The organism is Pseudomonas sp. AN3A02 (assembly GCF_011765255.1).
GTDB lineage: Bacteria > Pseudomonadota > Gammaproteobacteria > Pseudomonadales > Pseudomonadaceae > Aquipseudomonas.
Map to the genome: position 1 here is coordinate 354,043 of NZ_JAARNI010000004.1, position 19,394 is coordinate 373,436.

The 19,394-nt window shown below is 60.5% G+C and carries 17 protein-coding genes; 9 read left to right on the forward strand and 8 right to left on the reverse strand.

Features of this window, described 5'->3' with window-relative positions; all coding sequences use genetic code 11:
• Window positions 1–53: 53 nt before the first annotated feature.
• Together HBJ59_RS18620 and HBJ59_RS18625 are read left to right on the forward strand one after the other, a co-directional pair.
• On the forward strand, window positions 54–1,877 hold the full coding sequence (locus HBJ59_RS18620) for a serine hydrolase (protein WP_167664384.1): 1,824 nt from the start codon (window positions 54–56) through the stop codon (window positions 1,875–1,877).
• A 6-nt stretch (window positions 1,878–1,883) separates the two neighbouring features.
• A complete protein-coding gene (locus HBJ59_RS18625) occupies window positions 1,884–2,687 on the forward strand; it encodes a MipA/OmpV family protein (RefSeq protein ID WP_178124276.1) in 804 nt (267 codons plus the stop codon).
• 135 nt (window positions 2,688–2,822) lie between these two features.
• Here HBJ59_RS18625 and HBJ59_RS18630 read toward each other — a convergent pair whose 3' ends face one another.
• A complete protein-coding gene (locus HBJ59_RS18630) occupies window positions 2,823–4,100 on the reverse strand; it encodes an ATP-binding protein (RefSeq protein ID WP_076013386.1) in 1,278 nt (425 codons plus the stop codon).
• A complete protein-coding gene (locus HBJ59_RS18635; protein ID WP_076013385.1) occupies window positions 4,101–4,808 on the reverse strand; it encodes a winged helix-turn-helix domain-containing protein in 708 nt (235 codons plus the stop codon).
• 155 nt (window positions 4,809–4,963) lie between these two features.
• On the opposite strand from HBJ59_RS18635, the gene HBJ59_RS18640 reads away from it, so the two are divergent.
• Window positions 4,964–6,169, forward strand: a complete 1,206-nt coding sequence (locus tag HBJ59_RS18640; RefSeq protein WP_167664386.1) for an MFS transporter — start codon at window positions 4,964–4,966, stop codon at window positions 6,167–6,169.
• Here the strand turns inward: HBJ59_RS18640 and HBJ59_RS18645 are convergent.
• Window positions 6,125–6,727, reverse strand: coding sequence for a tRNA-(ms[2]io[6]A)-hydroxylase (locus tag HBJ59_RS18645; RefSeq protein ID WP_167664387.1), 603 nt, complete (start codon window positions 6,725–6,727; stop codon window positions 6,125–6,127). The genes HBJ59_RS18640 and HBJ59_RS18645 overlap by 45 nt on opposite strands.
• 151 nt (window positions 6,728–6,878) lie before the next feature.
• On the opposite strand from HBJ59_RS18645, the gene HBJ59_RS18650 reads away from it, so the two are divergent.
• Window positions 6,879–7,739: a universal stress protein gene (locus HBJ59_RS18650; RefSeq protein WP_076013383.1), complete on the forward strand. Its 861-nt coding sequence runs from the start codon at window positions 6,879–6,881 to the stop codon at window positions 7,737–7,739.
• 821 nt (window positions 7,740–8,560) lie between these two features.
• On the opposite strand, the gene HBJ59_RS18655 is transcribed toward HBJ59_RS18650, so the two are convergent.
• Window positions 8,561–9,031, reverse strand: a complete 471-nt coding sequence (locus HBJ59_RS18655) for a DUF1289 domain-containing protein (protein ID WP_167664388.1) — start codon at window positions 9,029–9,031, stop codon at window positions 8,561–8,563.
• A gap of 394 nt (window positions 9,032–9,425) precedes the next feature.
• On the opposite strand from HBJ59_RS18655, the gene acnB reads away from it, so the two are divergent.
• Window positions 9,426–12,026 carry a bifunctional aconitate hydratase 2/2-methylisocitrate dehydratase gene (acnB, locus tag HBJ59_RS18660; RefSeq protein ID WP_167664463.1) on the forward strand — a complete coding sequence of 867 codons (2,601 nt, stop codon included), beginning with the start codon at window positions 9,426–9,428 and terminating at the stop codon, window positions 12,024–12,026.
• A 35-nt stretch (window positions 12,027–12,061) separates the two neighbouring features.
• Here acnB and HBJ59_RS18665 read toward each other — a convergent pair whose 3' ends face one another.
• Entirely contained in the window at window positions 12,062–12,484 is a 423-nt protein-coding gene (locus HBJ59_RS18665) for a MerR family transcriptional regulator (protein WP_076013380.1), read from the reverse strand.
• A 69-nt stretch (window positions 12,485–12,553) separates the two neighbouring features.
• Between HBJ59_RS18665 and HBJ59_RS18670 the strand changes: the two genes are divergently transcribed.
• Window positions 12,554–13,786 carry an NADH:flavin oxidoreductase/NADH oxidase family protein gene (locus tag HBJ59_RS18670; protein ID WP_167664389.1) on the forward strand — a complete coding sequence of 411 codons (1,233 nt, stop codon included), beginning with the start codon at window positions 12,554–12,556 and terminating at the stop codon, window positions 13,784–13,786.
• A gap of 78 nt (window positions 13,787–13,864) precedes the next feature.
• On the forward strand, window positions 13,865–15,589 hold the full coding sequence (poxB, locus tag HBJ59_RS18675) for a ubiquinone-dependent pyruvate dehydrogenase (RefSeq protein WP_076013378.1): 1,725 nt from the start codon (window positions 13,865–13,867) through the stop codon (window positions 15,587–15,589).
• A gap of 116 nt (window positions 15,590–15,705) precedes the next feature.
• On the opposite strand, the gene HBJ59_RS18680 is transcribed toward poxB, so the two are convergent.
• A complete protein-coding gene (locus tag HBJ59_RS18680; RefSeq protein WP_076013377.1) occupies window positions 15,706–16,263 on the reverse strand; it encodes an NADPH-dependent FMN reductase in 558 nt (185 codons plus the stop codon).
• Window positions 16,264–16,491: 228 nt separating this feature from the next.
• On the opposite strand from HBJ59_RS18680, the gene HBJ59_RS18685 reads away from it, so the two are divergent.
• A complete protein-coding gene (locus HBJ59_RS18685) occupies window positions 16,492–16,728 on the forward strand; it encodes a hypothetical protein (protein ID WP_076013376.1) in 237 nt (78 codons plus the stop codon).
• A gap of 4 nt (window positions 16,729–16,732) precedes the next feature.
• Here the strand turns inward: HBJ59_RS18685 and gspG are convergent, their stop codons facing one another.
• Complete coding sequence (gene gspG, locus HBJ59_RS18690; RefSeq protein ID WP_076013375.1) at window positions 16,733–17,161, reverse strand: type II secretion system major pseudopilin GspG; 429 nt, start codon at window positions 17,159–17,161, stop codon at window positions 16,733–16,735.
• Window positions 17,162–17,337: 176 nt separating this feature from the next.
• Here gspG and HBJ59_RS18695 point away from each other — a divergent pair, with 176 nt between their 5' ends.
• Window positions 17,338–18,240 carry a LysR substrate-binding domain-containing protein gene (locus HBJ59_RS18695; RefSeq protein WP_167664390.1) on the forward strand — a complete coding sequence of 301 codons (903 nt, stop codon included), beginning with the start codon at window positions 17,338–17,340 and terminating at the stop codon, window positions 18,238–18,240.
• Between the two features lie 576 nt (window positions 18,241–18,816).
• Here the strand turns inward: HBJ59_RS18695 and HBJ59_RS18700 are convergent.
• Window positions 18,817–19,386: a GNAT family N-acetyltransferase gene (locus tag HBJ59_RS18700; RefSeq protein ID WP_167664464.1), complete on the reverse strand. Its 570-nt coding sequence runs from the start codon at window positions 19,384–19,386 to the stop codon at window positions 18,817–18,819.
• Window positions 19,387–19,394: the final 8 nt, after the last annotated feature.

The following is a 19,394-nucleotide window of genomic DNA, read 5'->3' on the forward strand; positions in this document are numbered from 1 at the left end:
GGACGGCCCGCCCCTAGCATTCGAGCATCCAAACCACCCCTCGGGTGCTCCTCATGTTTCGCACATTGCGCAGTATTCCGCTGCTGGGTTTCTTGCTGGGCAGTCTCGGCTGCCACGGCCAACCGCCGGCCCCGCCGCCCATCCCCAAGGGCGACTACAGCGCAATCATCCGCTACCTGCAAAAACGCATTCCGGTTGAAATGGCCAGGCAAAACATACCCGGCCTGTCCATCGCCCTGGTCAATGGCCAGGAACTGATCTGGGCCCACGGCTTCGGCGTTGCCGACAAAGCCTTGGGCAAACCGGTAACCCCCAATACGGCGTTCCGCGCCGGCGCCCTCTCCAAACTGCTCACTGCCACCGCGGCCCTGCAACTGGTGGAGCAACAGCGTCTGGCCCTCGATGCCCCGATCCAGGACACCCTGCGGGAGTTCTACGTACGCTCGCGCTTTCATTCCGACCAGGCGGCCGCCGACCGCGACATCACTCTGCGCCGCCTGCTCAGCCACCAGTCGGGCCTGCCCAGCGAACACTTGCGGGATGTGCGCAACACCTTCGCCATGGGCCAGATGCCGATGCGTGTTTCGGGCGTTTGGCTGAGCACTCCGCCGGGCACCCAAGTGGCGTATTCCAACCTCGGCTACGCCCTGGTCGGTGCCGCCATTGAGCGCAGCAGCGGGCAAGACTTTGAAAACCGCCTGCAAAGCAGCCTGCTCAAGCCCCTGGAGATGAACCAGTCGAGCTTCGTCGGCACCGGCGCGCAACTGAGCTTCCGGGCCGTGGGTTATGAAGACGGCACCGTCAGCCCCGACGCCCAGGTGCGTGACCTCGCCGCCGGTGGCTTGTGGGCCAGCCCCAAAGACCTCAGCCACTATGTGCGAATGCTCTTTGCCCGAGGCCGCTACAAAGACAAACAGGTGGTGGGCAGCCAGTCGATTGACGAAATGTTCACCCAGCAAAACACCGGGAATGCCCTGGACTTCGACTGCCAGATGGGCCTGGGGTGGTTTCTCGCGCCCTGTGGTGATGAGCCGGTCGGCCCCGGGATACGCACCTTCCAGCACAGCGGTGGCGGGGATGATTTCGCCACACAACTGACGATGCTGCCGGACCAGCAATTGGCCGTAATCGTGATGGCCAACGACAGCAGCGCCGAAGAGATGGTGGTCTCCCTGACCACCGACACCCTGCGCCTGATGCTTCAGGCCCAGACCGGCGACCCGGTGTGTTCCGACGACTGCCAGCAGCCGGCCCACGGCCTGAAAATCCGCCAGGTGCCCGCCGCCATCGACCGCAAGCGCCTGGCCGGTTTCTACGCCACGGCGTGGGGCATTTTCCGTATCAAGGACGAAAACGGTCAGTTGTATGGCGAGTTGGCCGACACCCGTTTCGAACTGCTGCGTGACGGCCAGGGCTGGCTGCGGGCGCAGCAGAAATTTCTCGGTTTCTGGCTCAAGGACCTGGGCGAACTGGGCCGCGTGCAGCTGGACGTGGTGACGGTGCAAGGCCGCCAGATGCTCACCGCCCGCAGCAATGGCCAGCGTGTGCCTGTGGGCGAACGCATCGAACAGACCCCACTGAGCACCGCGTGGGCCGGCACCATCGGCACCTATCAAGTGCTTAACACCCACGAACCCGACGCGCCCTTGAGCGGCATCAGCGTGCGCCTGGAAAACGGCTTCCTGGTGATCCGCGGCCAACTGCACGACGAGCCGCTGACCGACTACATCCTGCTGCCCGTGGACAACGCCCACGCGGTACTTGCCGGCAACGGCTATGGCCTGGGGGACACCGTGAGCCGCCAGATCAATGGCCTGAGCGCCTCCGGCTACCAGTTCAAACGTACGGATTCCCCCCACAACCCCTTGAGTCTCTGACCTCACATGAAGACCATCATGCGTTCAAAAAACCTTTGCCTGTCCCTGACGTCGCTGTGCCTGCTGGCCAGCGCCGACACCCTGCTGGCCGACGACTGGGAATACACCCTCAAGGCCGGCGTGGCCAACCTGCCCCGCTACAGCGGCAGCGACGAGCGGGTGACCGCGCCGGTGCTGGGGGCGGCCATCGTCAGCCCGTGGGGCGTTTTCCTCGACACCGACAAAGGCCTGGGCTGGGGTTATGAAGGCGGCGGCGCGAGCTTCAGCGCCTACGTCGGCGCCAGTGGCAATCGCAAGGATGAAAGCAAGAGCGGTCGCCCGGGCTCGAAGAAACTCAAGGGCATGGGCGAAATCAAGACCCGCGCCCAAGTGGGTGTCAGTGGCAGCTACAACCTGGGCGGTGTGATTGTCGGCGCCACCCTGGAACATGCGCTCGAAGAAGATGATCACAAGGATTCCGGCAAGGCCTTCACCCATCTGGAACTGAGCCTGGGCACTAACCTGTATGACGGCGACTATGGTTCGCTGGACGCCAGCCTCAGCAGCCATTTTGGCGACAGCAACTACCTGCAGACCTGGTACGGCGTCACCACCGGCCAGGCCGCGCAGAGCCGCTTCAAGGCCTACAAGGCCAGCGGCGGCAATATCAGCAACGGGATGAACCTGGTGTGGAGTTTGCCGATCAGTGAGCACACCCAGTTTTCGACGCTGCTGGATGTGCAGTACCTGGCGGACAAGGCAGGCCAGAGCCCGATTGTGGAGCGGCGGTTGCAGACGTCGGTGATGGGGATGGTCGAGTACACTTTCTAATTTTGGTAACCCCATCAAAATGTGGGAGCGGGCTTGCTCGCGAAGGCGGTGGATCAGTCGCCGGATACGTTGACTGAAACACCGTCTTCGCGAGCAAGCCCGCTCCCACATTTGATCTCCATGGCTCTTGGATGATTACTCGGCATACGCCCAGGTCATCCGGAACGACGCCCCGCCCCACTCCGAATCCAGCACTTCAACCTGCCCGCCATGCCACTGGCACACCCGCCGCACCAGCGCCAGGCCAAGGCCGAAACCACCGGTGCGGCGGTCGCGGCTGGCGTCCAGGCGCAGGAACGGTTCGAAAATCTTCGCCCGCCCTTCCATCGGCACCCCCGGCCCATCATCATTCACCCGCACTTCATAGCCGGCACCAAACTTCACCAGCGACACTTCCACACGCCGGTCGGCGTAGCGAATCGCATTGCGCAACAGGTTGATCACCGCCCGCGCCATAAAGCGCGGCTCAATGCGGATGTAATCGACTTCACAAGTGCGCAGCAGCAACTGCACCCCCGCCGCCTCGGCCTCCAGGGCAACGCTGCCGATCACACTGTCGAGCCAGCTGTGGGCCTCAATGCTTTCCCGAGTGATCTGCGTGGCGCCGCGCTCCAGGCTGGCGTAGGTCAACAGTTCCGAGACCATTTCTTCCAGCTCGCCGAGGTCGGCGTACATGTCGGCGATCAGCGCGCGACTCTCCCGTGGGTCGGCCTGTTGCTTGAGTTGGTCGAGTTCAAACGACAGCCGCGCAATCGGCGTGCGCAGTTCGTGGGAGACCGCGTTGGTCAACTCGCGCTGATTGGCGATCAGGCTTTCGATGCGCTCGGCCATCTGGTTGAAGTGCCCCGCCAGCTCGCGCACGGTGGAGCGGCGCGGCAACAGGATGCGTGAACCCAGGTCGTTGTCACCAAAGCGCTGGGCTGCCAGGCGAATGTGCTCCAGGTCGCGCCAATGCGGGCGTACCCAGAAATACAGCACGATCGCCAGGCACACGCCAAGGAAGCCATACGCCCACAGGTAGAGCCACTTGGGTTCTTCCGGCAGCTTGATTTCCAGCAGCTGCTTGCCGCCGTCGATGTTGGCGATGAATTCCATGAAATCGCCGCGCACCACCAACTCGCCACCGGCCAGCAGTTGCTGTTCACGTTCGGTCAGTTTCAGCGCGTCCTGCGGCACCAGCGCGAGGCGCAGCCCATAGTGCGGTTGCAACTCCGCCAGGCGTGCGGCCCGCGCTTCACCGGTCACTGGCCGCAATTGTTCCAGCAGCCCATAGGCCGGGCCGCGAAGGGCTTCGCGGTTATAGGTTTCGTTGGCCTCCGGCAGCAACTCATCGAAGGTGTAGTTCACCAGCCAGATCGCCCCGGCCAAACCAATGGCCAGGATGATATACAGACGCAGAAACAGCCTTAACATCTAAATCTCCCAGGCGAACGGATTGAACAGGTAACCCTTGCCCCAGATGGTCTTGATGCACACCGGTTCCCGGGGATTGTCATTGAGCTTGCCGCGCAGCTTGCTGATGTACACGTCGACACTGCGATTGAGCCCGTCAAAGGCAATCCCGCGCATGCGATTGAGGATGTCGTCGCGGGAGAGGATTTTCCCGGCGGCGCTGGCCAGCAACCACAGCAGTTCGAATTCCATGGTGGTCAGGTCGATCTTCTCGCCACCCAGGCTTACCACCCGGCAACTGCGATCGATAGTCAGCCGGCCAAACTCAAGGGCGCCGCGCACCGTGGGTTCCGGCGTCTGGCGGCGTTGCAGGGCACGCAAGCGGGCCAGCAGCACGGGCGGTTTGATCGGTTTGATCACATAGTCGTCGGCGCCGGATTCCAGGCCGAGGATATGGTCCAGGTCGTCTTCCTTGGCGGTGAGGATCACGATCGGCGTGTCGGACACATTGCGAATTTCGCGACACACATGCAGGCCGCTCTGGCCGGGCAGCATCAGGTCGAGCACGACGATCTTCGGCTTGAACTCCAGGAAGGCCGCCAGCGCCAGGTCGCCACGGTGCACGGCCAGCACCTCGAAGCCATGCTGGGACAGGAAATGGGCGATCAGCCCTGCCAGCTTCTGATCGTCCTCCACGAGCAATACCTTGCCGAGACCCAAGTTATCCATATTTTTCCAGTACGCGCGCGGATTGAAGTGTGCGCATTATAGGTGGCAAGCTGGGCAACTAAAGCAGCTGGCCATCACTGGCCGACGAAGCTTCATGCTTTTAAGAGTTTTTAACAAATAACCTGCAATCTTTAACGCCATTCACAGGGAGTTGTATGCGCAAGGATTACCTGGCTTTCTTCATTTCACTGTTTCTGTCGCGGCTGGCCGACCAGATTTTGTTATTCATCGTGCCGTTGATCGTGTTTCAGACCACCAACAGTGTGTCCTGGGCCGGCCTGGCGTTTTTTGTCGAGTCACTGCCGCGTTTTTTGTCATTCCCGGTGTGCGGCGCGTTGTGCGACAAGTTTTCTCCCGTTCGCATCCTGCACATCAGCCAGGTTTACCGGGCGGTTGCCTGCGTGCTGGCGGTGCTGCTGTATGGGGCGTTTGACGGGATCTACTGGATTGTCATTCTTTCGGCGCTGTGTGGCGTGCTGACCACCCAGGGCATCATGGCCCGGGAAGTGGTGATGCCGCATATCTTCAAGCATTACACCTACGCCAAGACTTTGTCGTACTCGCAGATTGCCGACCAGACCGGGTTGGTGCTGGGCCCGTTGGTGGCGGCGTTGATGCTGGAAGTCTGGGCCTGGCATTGGGTAGTGCTGGGGATTGCCGGGCTGTTCCTGCTGGCAGACCTGGCGATGCTGATCTGGCAGCGCAACACCACGGTCAACCTGGAGACCTTCGAGCAGCACCATGACATCTGGTTGCAACCGCTGCGCATCGCCTTCGGGCATATCCGCAGCCTGCCGGAACTGAAACGGATCATCGCCCTGGCGGTGGGCGTGAACCTGATCATCGGCGTCACCCTGGCCACGTCGGCCGCCATGGTCATCGGTCAATACGCCGCCGGCAAGGACACCTACGCCGGCCTGCAGGCGGCGGGTGCCGTGGTGACCATTGTCATTCTGTTCTATCTGGCTCGCGCTACCCTGCCGTTGAAGGTGGTCGGCGGCCTGTCGTATTCAATGATTGCCGTGGGTGCGCTGGTGACAGCGATCAGCCCGAACGTCTGGGCCTATACCGCAGGCTTCCTGCTGGTGACCGGTTTCGACAAGATGTTCAACGTATATATGCGCAGCATCCGCCAGCGGGTGATTCCGACTCAGGATTTTGGCAAGACCGTGGGGGTGATCACGTTGCTCAACAATCTCTCGCAGCCGTTGGCCGGGTTGCTGATTGCAGTACTCGCGGCACCGCTGGGGACGCAGACGGTGATCCTGCTACTGGCCGGGATCACCGTATTGATCGGTGCGCTGGTGTACGTGGTGTCAGGCCGGCACGCCACTGTGAAAGCGGAACTCGACGTCCGGTGACTCGATCAGTTCCTGCTCGGCGGCGCGCACGCGGTCGATGACTTGGGCGATGTCCTTGGCGTCACCGTACTGGTAAGCCAGTTTCAGGTAACCCTGGAAATGCCGGGCCTCGCTTTTCAGCAGGCCGAAGTAGAACTTGCCGAGTTCTTCGTCCAAATGCGGTACCAGTGCTTCGAAACGCTCGCAACTGCGGGCTTCGATAAACGCGCCGACCACGAGGGTATCCACCAGCTTGACCGGCTCATGGCTACGCACCACTTTGCGCAAACCCGAAGCGTAGCGGCCGGCGGACAGCTGTCGCAGCTCGATCTTGCGCTTCTTCATCAGGCGCATGACTTGTTCGTGGTGCACCAGTTCTTCCCGGGCCAGGCGCGACATCAGGTTGATCAGGTCGACATGGGAATGGTACTTGGCGATCAGGCTCAAGGCGGTGCTGGCGGCCTTGAATTCGCAGTTCTTGTGGTCGATCAGCAAGGTTTCCTGGTCGGCCAATGCGGCCTGGACCCAGCCGTCGGGGGTGCGGCAACCGAGGAATTCGTAGATTTCTGGCAGGTTCATCGGGCTCACGGGCAAAGATTCACAAAAGGCCGGCGATTATACCGACCGCGCCGCAGACCGCCAGCCACCGGGCTTGATGTGCATCAACATGACGTGTGCCGAGCAGCAACTATAGTTGTTCCACGCCCACCCTTTTTTGGAGAACCCGACCATGCAAGCCATCCGCAGCATCCTGGTGGTCATTGAGCCCGAGCATTCGGAAAGCCTGGCCCTCAAGCGCGCCAAACTGATTGCCGGCGTCACCGGGGCCCATTTGCATTTGTTGGTGTGTGACAAGAGGCATGAGCATTCGGCGATGTTGAGCCTGCTGAAGGCGGGTTTGCAGGAGGATGGCTACAGCGTCACCACCGAACAGGCGTGGAATGACAGCCTGCATGAAACCATCATCGATGTGCAGCAGGCGGAGGGGTGTGGGTTGGTGGTCAAGCAGCACTTTGCTGATAGCCCGCTGAAAAAAGCGCTGTTGACGCCTGCCGACTGGAAGCTGATGCGCTACTGCCCTACCCCGGTGCTGCTGGTGAAGACGTCCACGCCGTGGGCGGGCGGGGTGATTCTGGCGGCGATTGATGTGGGGAATTCCGATGCGGAGCATCAGGCGTTGCATAACTCGATCATTGATCATGGGTTTGATATTGCGAGCCTGGCCAAGGCGCAGTTGCATGTGATCAGTGCGCATCCGTCGCCGATGCTGTCGGCGGCGGATCCGGTGTTTCAGCTCAAGGAGACGATCGAGGCGCGGTATCGTGAGCAGTGCAAGGCGTTTCAGGCGGAGTTTGATATTGACGACACGCATCTGCATATCGAGGAAGGGCCGGCGGATGTGTTGATTCCTCATGCGGTGCATAAGTGGCAGGCGGCGGTGACCATTATCGGTACCGTGGCGCGTACGGGGATTACCGGGGCGTTGATCGGGAATACGGCGGAGGTGGTGCTGGATGCGGTGGACAGTGATGTGTTGGTGCTTAAGCCGCAGGAGTTGATGGATCATCTGGAAGAGCTGGCTAATGGGTGATGCTTCTTTTTGGGGGCATATCCGTTTTTTGGGTGATGGTTTGTATTGGTTCCGCTCTTACAGCGGGTCACTTTTGAAAGGAGCCCAAAAGTAACCAAAAGGCTCTTGCCCCACCACTCGGCACCTCGCTTAAGCTCGGTGTGCCCTCACTCCGGCTTTGGAGCGTGGGCCGCCGCGACGGGCCATCCATGGCCCGGCGCGGCTAACCCGGCGTCCTGCCGGGTTACCCACGCTCCAAAGCCTGCGTTCGGCCAGCGTGGTTAACGGGGCGCCTAAGATCAAGATCAAAAGCAGATCAAGAGCACAGCGGCCTACAGGCCGGCTTGAGTGTGGTGAAGCAACAGCAACAGCAACAGCGAAATCAAGAGCGGGCACGGTCCAAATGTGGGAGCGGGCTTGCTCGCGAAGGTCGTTAACGATGACGCGGGCATCCTGAATGAACGCGGCGCCCTCAGGTTTTTCGCGAGCAAGCTCGCTCCTACAGAAGAGCAGCTTTGCTTTCGCTCTTAACACTCAAGCCGGCCGGGAGGCCGCTGTGCTCTTGCTTTTGATCTTGATCTGACTGCCCCATTCAGCCCGAGGCCGAACGCAGGTATTGAGGAGCGGGTAAACCGGCAGGACGCCGGTTTAGCCGCGCCGGGCCATGGATGGCCCGTCGCGGCGGCCCGCGGAGCAATACCGGAGTGAGGGAACGCCGAGCCTAAGCGAGGTGCCGACAGGCGGGGCAGAGCGTTTTGGTTACTTTTGCGCTTTTCAAAAGTGACCCGCTGTAAGAGCGGAACCCTAAGTGGCCGTTACCTAAATAACGGATATGTACACCATCAGCCCCCAAAAGCATCCCGCAAAAACCCCGGCGCGATATACCGCTGATAATGCGCCTCAGACAGAATGAAAAACTCCCGGTCAATGGCATCCCGCAAATCCGGCAACCCCCACTCCCGAAACTCCGGCATCAGCACCATGCCATACGCCTCCAGATTGGTAATCACCCTCGACCCCCGGGCAATCAACTGATACGCCCAGCAGTACTCCGACTGATGCGGCACAAACCGAATCTTGCGCTGCTCCAACTGCCCACGCAGCATTTTCGGGTCAAACACCTCAAGCTTCCCGGCCATCACCTGCACCAACAACTGCTCCAGCCGCAGCCAAACCGCTCGTTTCTCTTCCTCGTTATACCCGTTCCACTGAATCACCTCATGGTGAAACCGCTTACACCCCCGGCACACAAGATCGCCGTAAACCGTGGAGCACAGGCCTACGCAAGGGGTCTTGATGGTTTGATTAGACATGATCGACAACGCACAAATCAGCGAAACAGTTGCACATGTTAGCCCTTTGTCTAAGGTTGATCACCCTGCAAACTTGGCAAGGCAACTTACGTTTAGAAATTTTTTGCCGTAGAATCATCCGGCCTTGTAAGGCGCCAATAATCCGTTGGAAGCTGTTTTCAAAGCGTCACGAGCACAGTCGTTCCTAAAGAACGGTGTTGGCGATGGTTATTTACCCGGTAAATAGCCAGCGCCAACCCTCATCAGCTCCGTTCTGCAGGCGTAAAACTTTGAAAGCAGCTTCTGTGAGGATTGCCGGCAGCGCTGGCTCTACGGCCCAAAAAGCCCCTGAGCGCATGCGTGCCGTGCATTTCTGGATGAGCGTCCCGTGGGACCACTGATGAGGGTAATAACTGTGCTTGAAGCCTACCGCAAACATATCGAAGAGCGTGCAGCCCTGGGTATCGTTCCCCAGCCGCTTAACGCCGAACAAACCGCAGGCCTGGTCGAGCTGCTGAAAAATCCTCCGGCTGGCGAAGAAGAATTCCTCGTTGACCTGATCACCAACCGCATTCCACCAGGCGTTGACGAAGCTGCCTACGTCAAGGCCGGTTTCCTGTCTGCCCTGGCCAAGGGCGAAGCCACTTCCCCTCTGATCGACAAGAAACGCGCTGTTGAACTGCTCGGCACCATGCAGGGCGGCTACAACATCGTGACTTTGGTCGAGCTGCTGGACGACGCCACCCTGGCTCCCGTCGCTGCCGCCCAACTCAAGCACACCCTGCTGATGTTCGATGCCTTCCACGATGTCGCGGAAAAAGCCAAGAACGGCAACCAGCACGCCAAAGACGTGATCCAGTCCTGGGCCGACGGCGAGTGGTTCAAGAACCGCCCGACCCTGGCCGACAAGATCAGCCTGCGCGTGTTCAAGGTGACTGGCGAAACCAACACCGACGACCTGTCCCCTGCCCCGGACGCCTGGTCCCGTCCTGACATCCCGCTGCACGCCCTGGCCATGCTGAAAATGGCCCGTGAAGGCATCGTGCCGGATGAGCAAGGCAAAACCGGCCCGATGAAGCAGATCGAAGAAATGCGCGGCCAAGGCTTCCCGATCGCCTACGTCGGTGACGTGGTCGGTACCGGTTCGTCGCGTAAATCGGCTACCAACTCGGTGCTGTGGTTCTTCGGCGACGACGTTCCTTACGTGCCGAACAAGCGCGCTGGCGGCTTCTGCTTCGGCAGCAAGATCGCTCCCATCTTCTACAACACCATGGAAGATGCCGGCGCACTGCCAATCGAATTCGACGTCACCAACATGAACATGGGCGACGTGATCGACCTGTACCCGCATGCTGGCAAAGTCACCAAGCACAACAGCGATGAAGTCCTGACCACCTTCGAAATGAAGACCCCGGTCCTGTTGGACGAAGTCCGTGCCGGCGGTCGTATCCCGCTGATCATCGGCCGTGGCCTGACCGAGAAGGCTCGCGTTGAGCTGGGTCTGCCGCCTTCGACCCTGTTCAAACTGCCGGAAGCTCCGGCTGAAAGCGACAAGGGCTACACCCTGGCGCAGAAAATGGTCGGCAAGGCCTGCGGCGTGGCTGGCGTTCGTCCAGGCACCTACTGCGAACCGAAGATGACCACCGTCGGCTCCCAGGACACCACCGGTCCTATGACCCGTGACGAACTGAAAGACCTGGCGTGCCTGGGCTTCTCGACCGATCTGGTAATGCAGTCGTTCTGCCATACCGCGGCCTATCCAAAGCCGATCGACGTGACCACCCACCACACCCTGCCTGACTTCATCATGACCCGTGGCGGTGTATCGCTGCGTCCAGGCGACGGCATCATCCACAGCTGGCTGAACCGTATGCTGCTGCCGGACACCGTCGGTACCGGTGGTGACTCCCACACCCGTTTCCCAATGGGCATTTCATTCCCGGCCGGTTCCGGCCTGGTAGCGTTCGCCGCAGCCACTGGCGTTATGCCACTGGACATGCCGGAATCGATTCTGGTGCGCTTCAAAGGCGAAATGCAGCCTGGTATCACCCTGCGTGACCTGGTTCACGCCATTCCTTACTACGCGATCCAGGCTGGCCTGCTGACCGTAGAGAAGAAAGGCAAGAAGAACGCGTTCTCCGGCCGCATCCTGGAAATCGAAGGCCTGGACAACCTGAGCATCGAACAGGCTTTCGAGCTGTCCGACGCCTCGGCTGAACGTTCGGCTGCCGGTTGCACCATCAAGCTGTCGAAAGAATCCATCACCGAGTACCTGAACTCCAACATCACCCTGCTGCGCTGGATGATCGGTGAAGGCTACGGCGATGCGCGTACCCTGGAACGTCGTGCCCAAGCGATGGAAGCTTGGGTTGCCAACCCTGAGCTGATGGTTGCCGATGCCGATGCCGAATACGCTGAAATCATCGAAATCGACCTGGCCGACATCAAGGAGCCTGTGCTCTGCGCGCCAAACGATCCGGACGACGCCCGTCTGCTGTCCAGCGTTGCTGGCGAGAAGATCGACGAAGTGTTCATCGGTTCGTGCATGACCAACATCGGTCACTTCCGCGCTGCCGGTAAACTGCTGGATCAGGTCAAGGGTCAGCTGCCAACCCGTCTGTGGCTGTCGCCGCCGACCAAGATGGACGCTCACCAACTGACCGAAGAAGGCTACTACGGCATCTACGGCAAGGCTGGCGCGCGCATGGAAATGCCGGGCTGCTCGCTGTGCATGGGTAACCAGGCACGTGTAGAGCCGAACTCGACCGTTGTGTCGACTTCGACCCGTAACTTCCCGAACCGTCTGGGTGACGGCGCAAACGTCTACCTGGCTTCGGCTGAGCTGGCGTCGGTGGCTTCCATCCTGGGTCGCCTGCCGACCGTCGAGGAGTACATGGAATACGCCGCGAAGATCAACACCATGGCCAGCGACGTATATCGCTACCTGAGTTTTGACCAGATCGCCGAGTTCCGTGAAGCTGCTGCAAACGCCAACATCCCGGTCATTCAAGCCTAAGGCTTAATTTCCGGTCAGAAAAACGCCGCGTATCGTCAGATGCGCGGCGTTTTTTTATGCGCCTCGATTGAGGCCCAGACTTTCTCCTGCGCCTGGGTGCAAGGCGTGCCTTGCGGGTGCGCCTGGATCGTTGCGATCACTGCGCGTAACTCTGCCTTGCTTTGGTCCATACGCGCCTGAAGCTCTTCTATTTGCACAATCTTGTGCTCCAGCCTGAAGACCATCTGCGCCCGCTTGGCCTCACTCGGTGAGTCGTCCGGCATCAGCGCCTTCAATTCCTGCAAGCTGAAACCCGCCCGCTGCGCGCCCTGGATCAATTGCAGCGCCTGCAGTGTCTGCATTGAATAACGACGGTATCCGTTGCCTTGCCGCTCAACCTGGATCAGCCCCTGGGCCTCGTAATAGCGGATCTTCGAAGCAGCCAGCCCACTGCGTTGCGCCAGTTCACCAATATTCATCGCCGACCCCATTGACCTTAAAGTGACCTTTAAGCTTAGCCTGAGCGTTCCCTTTGTGAGGAGTCAAGCATGTCGCCCTTTGAAGCGTTGCAATTGCCCAACGGCCAGGTCATCAGTAACCGCATCGCCAAGGCGGCGATGGAAGAGAACATGGCGCAGGTCAACCAGGCGCCTTCCGAGGCCTTGATGCGCCTGTATCAAGCCTGGGCCGAAGGCGAACCCGGGCTGATCCTGACCGGCAACGTGATGATCGACCGCCGCGCCATGACCGGCCCCGGCGGCGTGGTGCTGGAAGACGAACGCCACCTGGACGAGTTTCGCCGCTGGGCCGCGATTGGCCGGGCCAAGGGCGCGCAATTCTGGGTCCAGCTCAACCATCCGGGCCGGCAGACCATGGCCAATCTCGGCCAGCAAGCAATGGCGCCCTCGGCCGTTCCCCTCGACCTCGGCGGCTTCTCGAAGATGTTCGCCCAGCCCAAGGCGATGACCGAGAAGGATATACAGGACGTCATCTCGCGCTTCGCCACCAGCGCGCGTCTCGCCGAAAAAGCCGGTTTCAGCGGTGCGCAGATTCATGCGGCCCACGGCTACCTGATCAGCCAGTTTCTCTCGCCCTTGAGCAACCAGCGCACGGACCGCTGGGGCGGCAGCCTGGAAAACCGCGCACGTCTGCTGCTGGAAGTGATCACGGCCGTGCGCGCCGCCGTGAGCCCGGACTTCTGCGTGGCGGTAAAACTCAACTCCGCGGACTTCCAGCGCGGCGGGTTTGACGCCGCCGACGCCCGCGCCGTGGTCGAGTTGCTCAACCCGCTGGCCATCGACCTGCTGGAGTTGTCCGGCGGCAGCTACGAAGCCCCGGCCATGCAAGGCGAAGCCCGCGACGGACGGACCCTGGCCCGCGAAGCCTATTTCATCGAGATGGCCAGCGACCTGGCGAAAGTTGCCAGCATGCCGGTGATGGTCACCGGTGGTATCCGCCGTTTGCCAATCGTCCAGCAAGTCCTGGACAGCGGCATCGCCATGGCCGGAATCGCCACCGCCCTGACCCTGGAGCCGCACCTGATCAAGCAATGGCGCGCAGGCCGCGATCTCAACCCGCAACTGCCGGCCATCCGCTGGAAGCGCAAACCCCTGGCCAGCCTGGCGACCATGGCAGTGGTGCGTTATCAGTTACGCCGCCTGAGCCGTGGCCGCCAGCCGAAACCTGGGGTGGCGCCGCTGCTGGCGCTGATCAAGGACCAACTGTTTATCGCCCGGCGCACCCGCCAATATCGCGCTGCGATGACCAATTCTTCATATTGAGCGGGGAGCATTCAGCGCCATGGAACTGTCCTCTACTGATCAGCAGCTTTTTACACTCACTGACGATTGGAGTTCTTCATGGCGAAAATCACCCTGGCCCAGCAATTGGCGACCACCCTTGAACAGGCGGGCATCAAGCGCATCTGGGGCCTGACCGGCGACAGCCTCAACGGCCTGACCGACTCCCTGCGCACCATGGACAGCATCGAGTGGATGCACGTGCGCCACGAAGAAGTGGCCGCGTTTGCCGCCGGTGCCGAAGCGGCGGCCACCGGTGAACTGACCGTATGCGCTGGCAGCTGCGGCCCCGGGAACCTGCACTTGATCAATGGCCTGTTCGACTGCCATCGCAACCATGTGCCGGTGCTGGCCATCGCTGCACAGATCCCCTCCTCCGAGATCGGCCTGAACTACTTTCAGGAAACCCATCCCCAGGAATTGTTCAAGGAGTGCAGTCACTTCATCGAGCTGGTGACCAACCCCGAACAGATGCCCCACGTGCTGCACCGCGCCATGCGCTCGGCGATCCTCAATCGCGGCGTGGCGGTGGTGGTGATTCCGGGCGATGTGTCGTTGCTGGAAGTGGAAGACAAGTTCAAACCGTGGCCGGCCCTGCTGGCGCCGCGCACCCTGCCGGCAGAACAGGACCTGCAACGCCTCACTGAGATCCTCGAAAACAGCGGCAAAGTCACCCTGCTGTGCGGCAGCGGCTGTGCCGGCGCCCACGATGAAGTGGTAGCCCTGGCCGACGCCCTCGGTGCACCGGTGGTTCACGCCCTGCGTGGCAAGGAGCATGTGGAGTGGGACAACCCGTTCGACGTCGGCATGACCGGCCTGATCGGCTTCAGCTCCGGTTACCACGCCATGCTCAACTGTGACACGCTGATCATGCTCGGCACTGACTTCCCGTATCGCCAGTTCTACCCGACTGACGCGAAGATCATCCAAGTCGACCGCAACCCGCAGGCATTGGGCCGACGTGCCACGCTGGACTTGGGGATTGCTGCCGACGTCAGCGAAACGATTCAAGCGCTGTTGCCGCGTCTGACCCGCAAGACGGATCGCAGCTTCCTCGAAACCTCGCTCAAGCATTATGAGAAAGCGCGCCAAGGCTTGGATGACCTGGCGGAACCGTCAAAGGCTGGCCGGCCGATTCATCCGCAATACGTAGCGCGCCTGCTCAGTGAGCTGGCGGACGACGATGCGATTTTCACCGCCGACGTTGGCTCGCCTACGGTGTGGGCAGCGCGCTACCTGAAGATGAACGGCAAGCGCCGGCTGATTGGCTCGTTCAACCATGGCTCGATGGCCAACGCCATGCCCCAGGCCATCGGCGCACAAGCGGCATTTCCCGGGCGTCAGGTGATTTCGATGTCTGGCGACGGTGGCTTTACCATGCTGATGGGCGACTTCATCAGCCTGGCTCAGTTGAACCTGCCGGTGAAATTAGTGGTGTTCAACAACTCGTCCCTGGGCTTTGTCGCCATGGAGATGAAGGCTGCGGGCTATCTGGACACCGGCACCGAACTGAAAAACCCGGACTTCGCTGCCATGTCCAACGCCATGGGCATCCTCGGCATTCGTGTCGAGCAATCCGAAGACCTCGAGCCGGCCCTGCGCCGCGCCCTGGCCCATGACGGCCCGGTGCTGGTGGACGTGGTCACCGCCACCCAGGAACTGGTGATGCCACCGAGCATCAAGCTGGAACAGGCCAAGGGCTTCAGCCTGTACATGCTCAAGGCGGTGATGAGCGGGCGTGGTGATGAAGTGATCGAGCTGGCGAAAACCAACTGGCTCAGATAAGTCCCGCCACTGTAGGAGCGAGCTTGCTCGCGAAGATCGTTAACGATGACGCGGGCTATTTGAAAGCTCGCGTCGCCTGGACGTTCTTCGCGAGCAAGCTCGCTCCTACAGGTTACTTATGCGCTCTGTTTTTCCACCCACTTGCCGTAGGCATCAATAAACGCCTGCAAAAACGGCTTGGTCTTTTCCGACACCTTCCCCGACTCGTCGAACACACTGCCCGCGCCGCCCAGGTAGGCTTCCGGCTGCTGCATGCACGGCACATCAAGGAACACCAACGACTGGCGCAAATGGTGATTGGCCCCAAAACCGCCGATGGCGCCGGGGGACACACTGATCACCGCGCCGGGCTTGCCGCTGAAGACACTTTGGCCATAAGGACGTGAACCGACGTCAATCGCATTCTTCAATACACCCGGCACGGAGCGGTTGTATTCGGGCGTCACAAACAGCACCGCGTCGGATGAACGCACGTGTTGACGGAAAGTACTGTAGGCTGCCGGCGGTGCAGCGCCGTCGATGTCCTCGTTGTAGAGCGGCAAATCGCCAATTTCGACAATGTTCAACTTGAGGTTGGCGGGCGCCAACTCGGCCAATGCCAGGGCGACCTTGCGGTTGATCGACTCTTTTCTCAAGCTGCCGACCAGTACGGCAATCGTGTAGACCTTGCTCATTGGGGTTTCCCGATTTCTGACTTAAGGAGTTTGTAGTTATAGAGCCTGCGCGACGCTACCACCAGCGCGTTTTTGCAATCCCCAGGGACGTTAACGCCGCAGATGGACTTGTAAGTAATGTCTGAAAAAGTCAACGAATAGTATTTTTTTTCAATAGGTAAACTACCCCGCTCTCCTACGGTCTACAGAACCGCAAATCGAGTGTTTATCTCCAGAGGTTCTAAACAGATGGCAGCAGTACTTGTCGGACAGTTCCATGCCAGAGACGCAGAAGGTCGCGTTTATTCGGTGCATGAGTTCCAGGAATCCAACCCGCCCCTCGACGGCCTGGCTGGATCGGCGCCCACCACCACCTACAAGCTGGCCATTGGCGACCGCGTAGAAAAACTGGATGGCGATGAATTCAGATTGATTCAGTCGGGCACCATCATCACCCGCGAATCCGCAACGACCCACGCTTCATAAGACCTTATTCCCCATAGGCGATATCAACATTATCGCCGACGCCTCCCAGTGTTCGGTCCTTGCCGAACGAGAACAGATCAAAGTTGGTTTTGGCCTGGCTGGGAGGACAGTGGTACTGATAGGCCACGCCCCAGGGGTCTGTCAGCATGTCCTCATCCTTGAGATAGGGCCCCCGCCACTTCCCTTCCCCCGCAGGCTTAACAGTCAACACCGCCAGACCCTCGTCGTCGGTAGGATAACGCCCCACATCCTGATGAAACTGCTCGACCGCCTTGCCCAGTTCTTTCAGTTGGACCTTGGCCGTGGCGATTTCCGACTGAGTCACGTCGCCGAAGATCCGCGGCCCCACCGCAACCGCCAACACGCCGACAATCAGTACCACCACCAGCAGGTCCCACAACGAAAACCCGCGTGTGTCTGTTTTACCGAGCATCGATAAAGCTCCCCCATGGATCCCCTGATTGATACGCCCTTTGTATGACCTGCTGGTTGCAGGCGCCAAGGGACTTGATCGTGCAAGTCTAGTTGGGCCGTTCCCGCGCAGGGTCTTTTTTCCACACCCTGGCCTGAGCCATTGAATCCACGTCGTACTGAACATAGACTCCGGCCATGCGTTTACGTCATATCGAAGTCATTCAAGCGATTTTGCAGACCGGACACCTCGGCACCGCCGCCGAATGGTTGCAACTCCCCGTGGCCGATGTGGACGCGACCCTCAAGGATGCCGAGTTGCAATTGGGTTTCATGCTGTTCGCCAGTGTGCGCGGACGCTTGCAGGCCACCCGGGAAACCCTCGAGCTGCAGGGCGAAATCGCCCGCCTCTATGCCGCCCTTGAGCCGGTGCAACGCCTGGCCAGCAGCCTGAAACACCATCATGCCCCGCCCTTGCGCGCACTGTGCACCCCGCCGCTGGCCAATCAATTGTTGCCCCAGGCGATTGCGGTGCTGCGCCGACGTTTTCAAGATACGCCGTGCAACCTCTCCAGCTACTCCACCCGGGACATCGTCAAAAGCCTGCTGCTGCACGAAGCCGACCTTGGCCTGAGCCTGCACGACCCGGAACATCCGCAGATCCACAGCACGCCACTGGCCCACGGTAAACTGCAATTGCTCGCGCCCCATGGCTGGCTGAAGCCTCGGCAGAAGTACATTGCGCTACAGGAACTGGCCGGGCAGTCGATGATCGGCCTTGAAGGCCAGGACCCGCTGAGCCGCCTGCTGGACAGCAAGCTGCAAGCCCTGCGTCCGCTGCCGGTGGTACAGACGCGGGTGCAGACGTACCAGATGATGCGCAGCATGGTTGAAGCTGGGGAAGGCCTGGCGATTGTCGACCCGTTCACCGCCACCGGTGCACGGGAAGCCGGGCTCGATGCGTGCCCGTTGTCACCACCGATGGGGGTGACCTTGTATGCCTTGACCCTGAAGGACAGCGAAGCGTCGCCCGCCTTGAATGCGCTGCTGGAGATTGTCACCGAGAAGGCGGAAAGCCTGCTGACCAGTACGCTTCCGTGAATGTGGGAGCTGTCGAGCCCTGGCGAGGCTGCGAAGGCGGCGGCATCGTCGATAAATAGGTTGCCTGACACACCGCCATCGCGGCCTCGCTGGGGCTCGACGGCTCCCACAGGGGATCGGGGGACGTTTGGTAGTTGTGTGTTTGATCGCAAGCACTCGGGCTGCGCAGATCGAATGTGGGGGCTGTCGAGCTTTAGCGAGGCTGCGAAGGCGGCGGCATGGTCGATAAAGAGGTTGTCTGACACACCGCTATCGCGGCCTCGCTGGGGCTCGACGGCTCTCACTGGGGATCGGGGGGAGTTTGGTAGTTGTGTGTTTGATCGCAAGTACTCGGCTTGCGCAAATCGAATGTGGGAGCTGTCGAGCTTTAGCGAGGCTGCGATGGCGGCGGCATAGCCGATAAATAGGTTGCCTGACACACCGCTATCGCGGCCTCGCTGGGGCTCGACGGCTCCCACAGGGGATCGGGGGGAGTTTGGGGGTTGGGTGTTTGATCGCAAGTACTTGGCTTGCGCAAATCGAATGTAGGTGCTGCCTCGCTAAAGCTCGACAGCTCCTACAGTTGATCGGTGAAGCTCAGACCGCTTCCAGTTCTGTCTTGAACAACCGATACCAGAAAATCGCCACTTCACGGGTCTGCGGATCAATCCCGCGATAGCGCAGGTGGTCGATTCCGCCCATCACATACCCGCAGCGCTCATACAACCGGCAGGCACCAAGGTTGTTGTTCTGGGTTTCCAGCATCACCCCCGGCAGGTTTTTCTTGCGGCTCCAGAATTGCGCCACGTCCAGCAACGCCTTGGCCACCCCGTGGCGCCGCGCCGGCAATACCACCGCCAGCTCATCCACATGGGCAAAGCCGTTCCAGTTGGTGCTGACCACGATGTGCCCAACGGGCCGGTCATCCAGGTACGCCATGAACACAGCACTGTCGGCCGCGTCACGGAAGCTGGCGAATTCCTCGGGGTCGATGCCGTAGCATTTGCGGTACGGCACGATACGCTCCACCGCCCACTGATCGACGCGCTTGCCCATTTCCGGCACACCGTAGGCGTTGACCTCAAAGCTGAAGTCGTTACCCCACACGTAGGCGTCAAATCCCTCATCAGCCACACGGACACTGAGACCCGGGTACTTCGGGTTCATTACAGCTT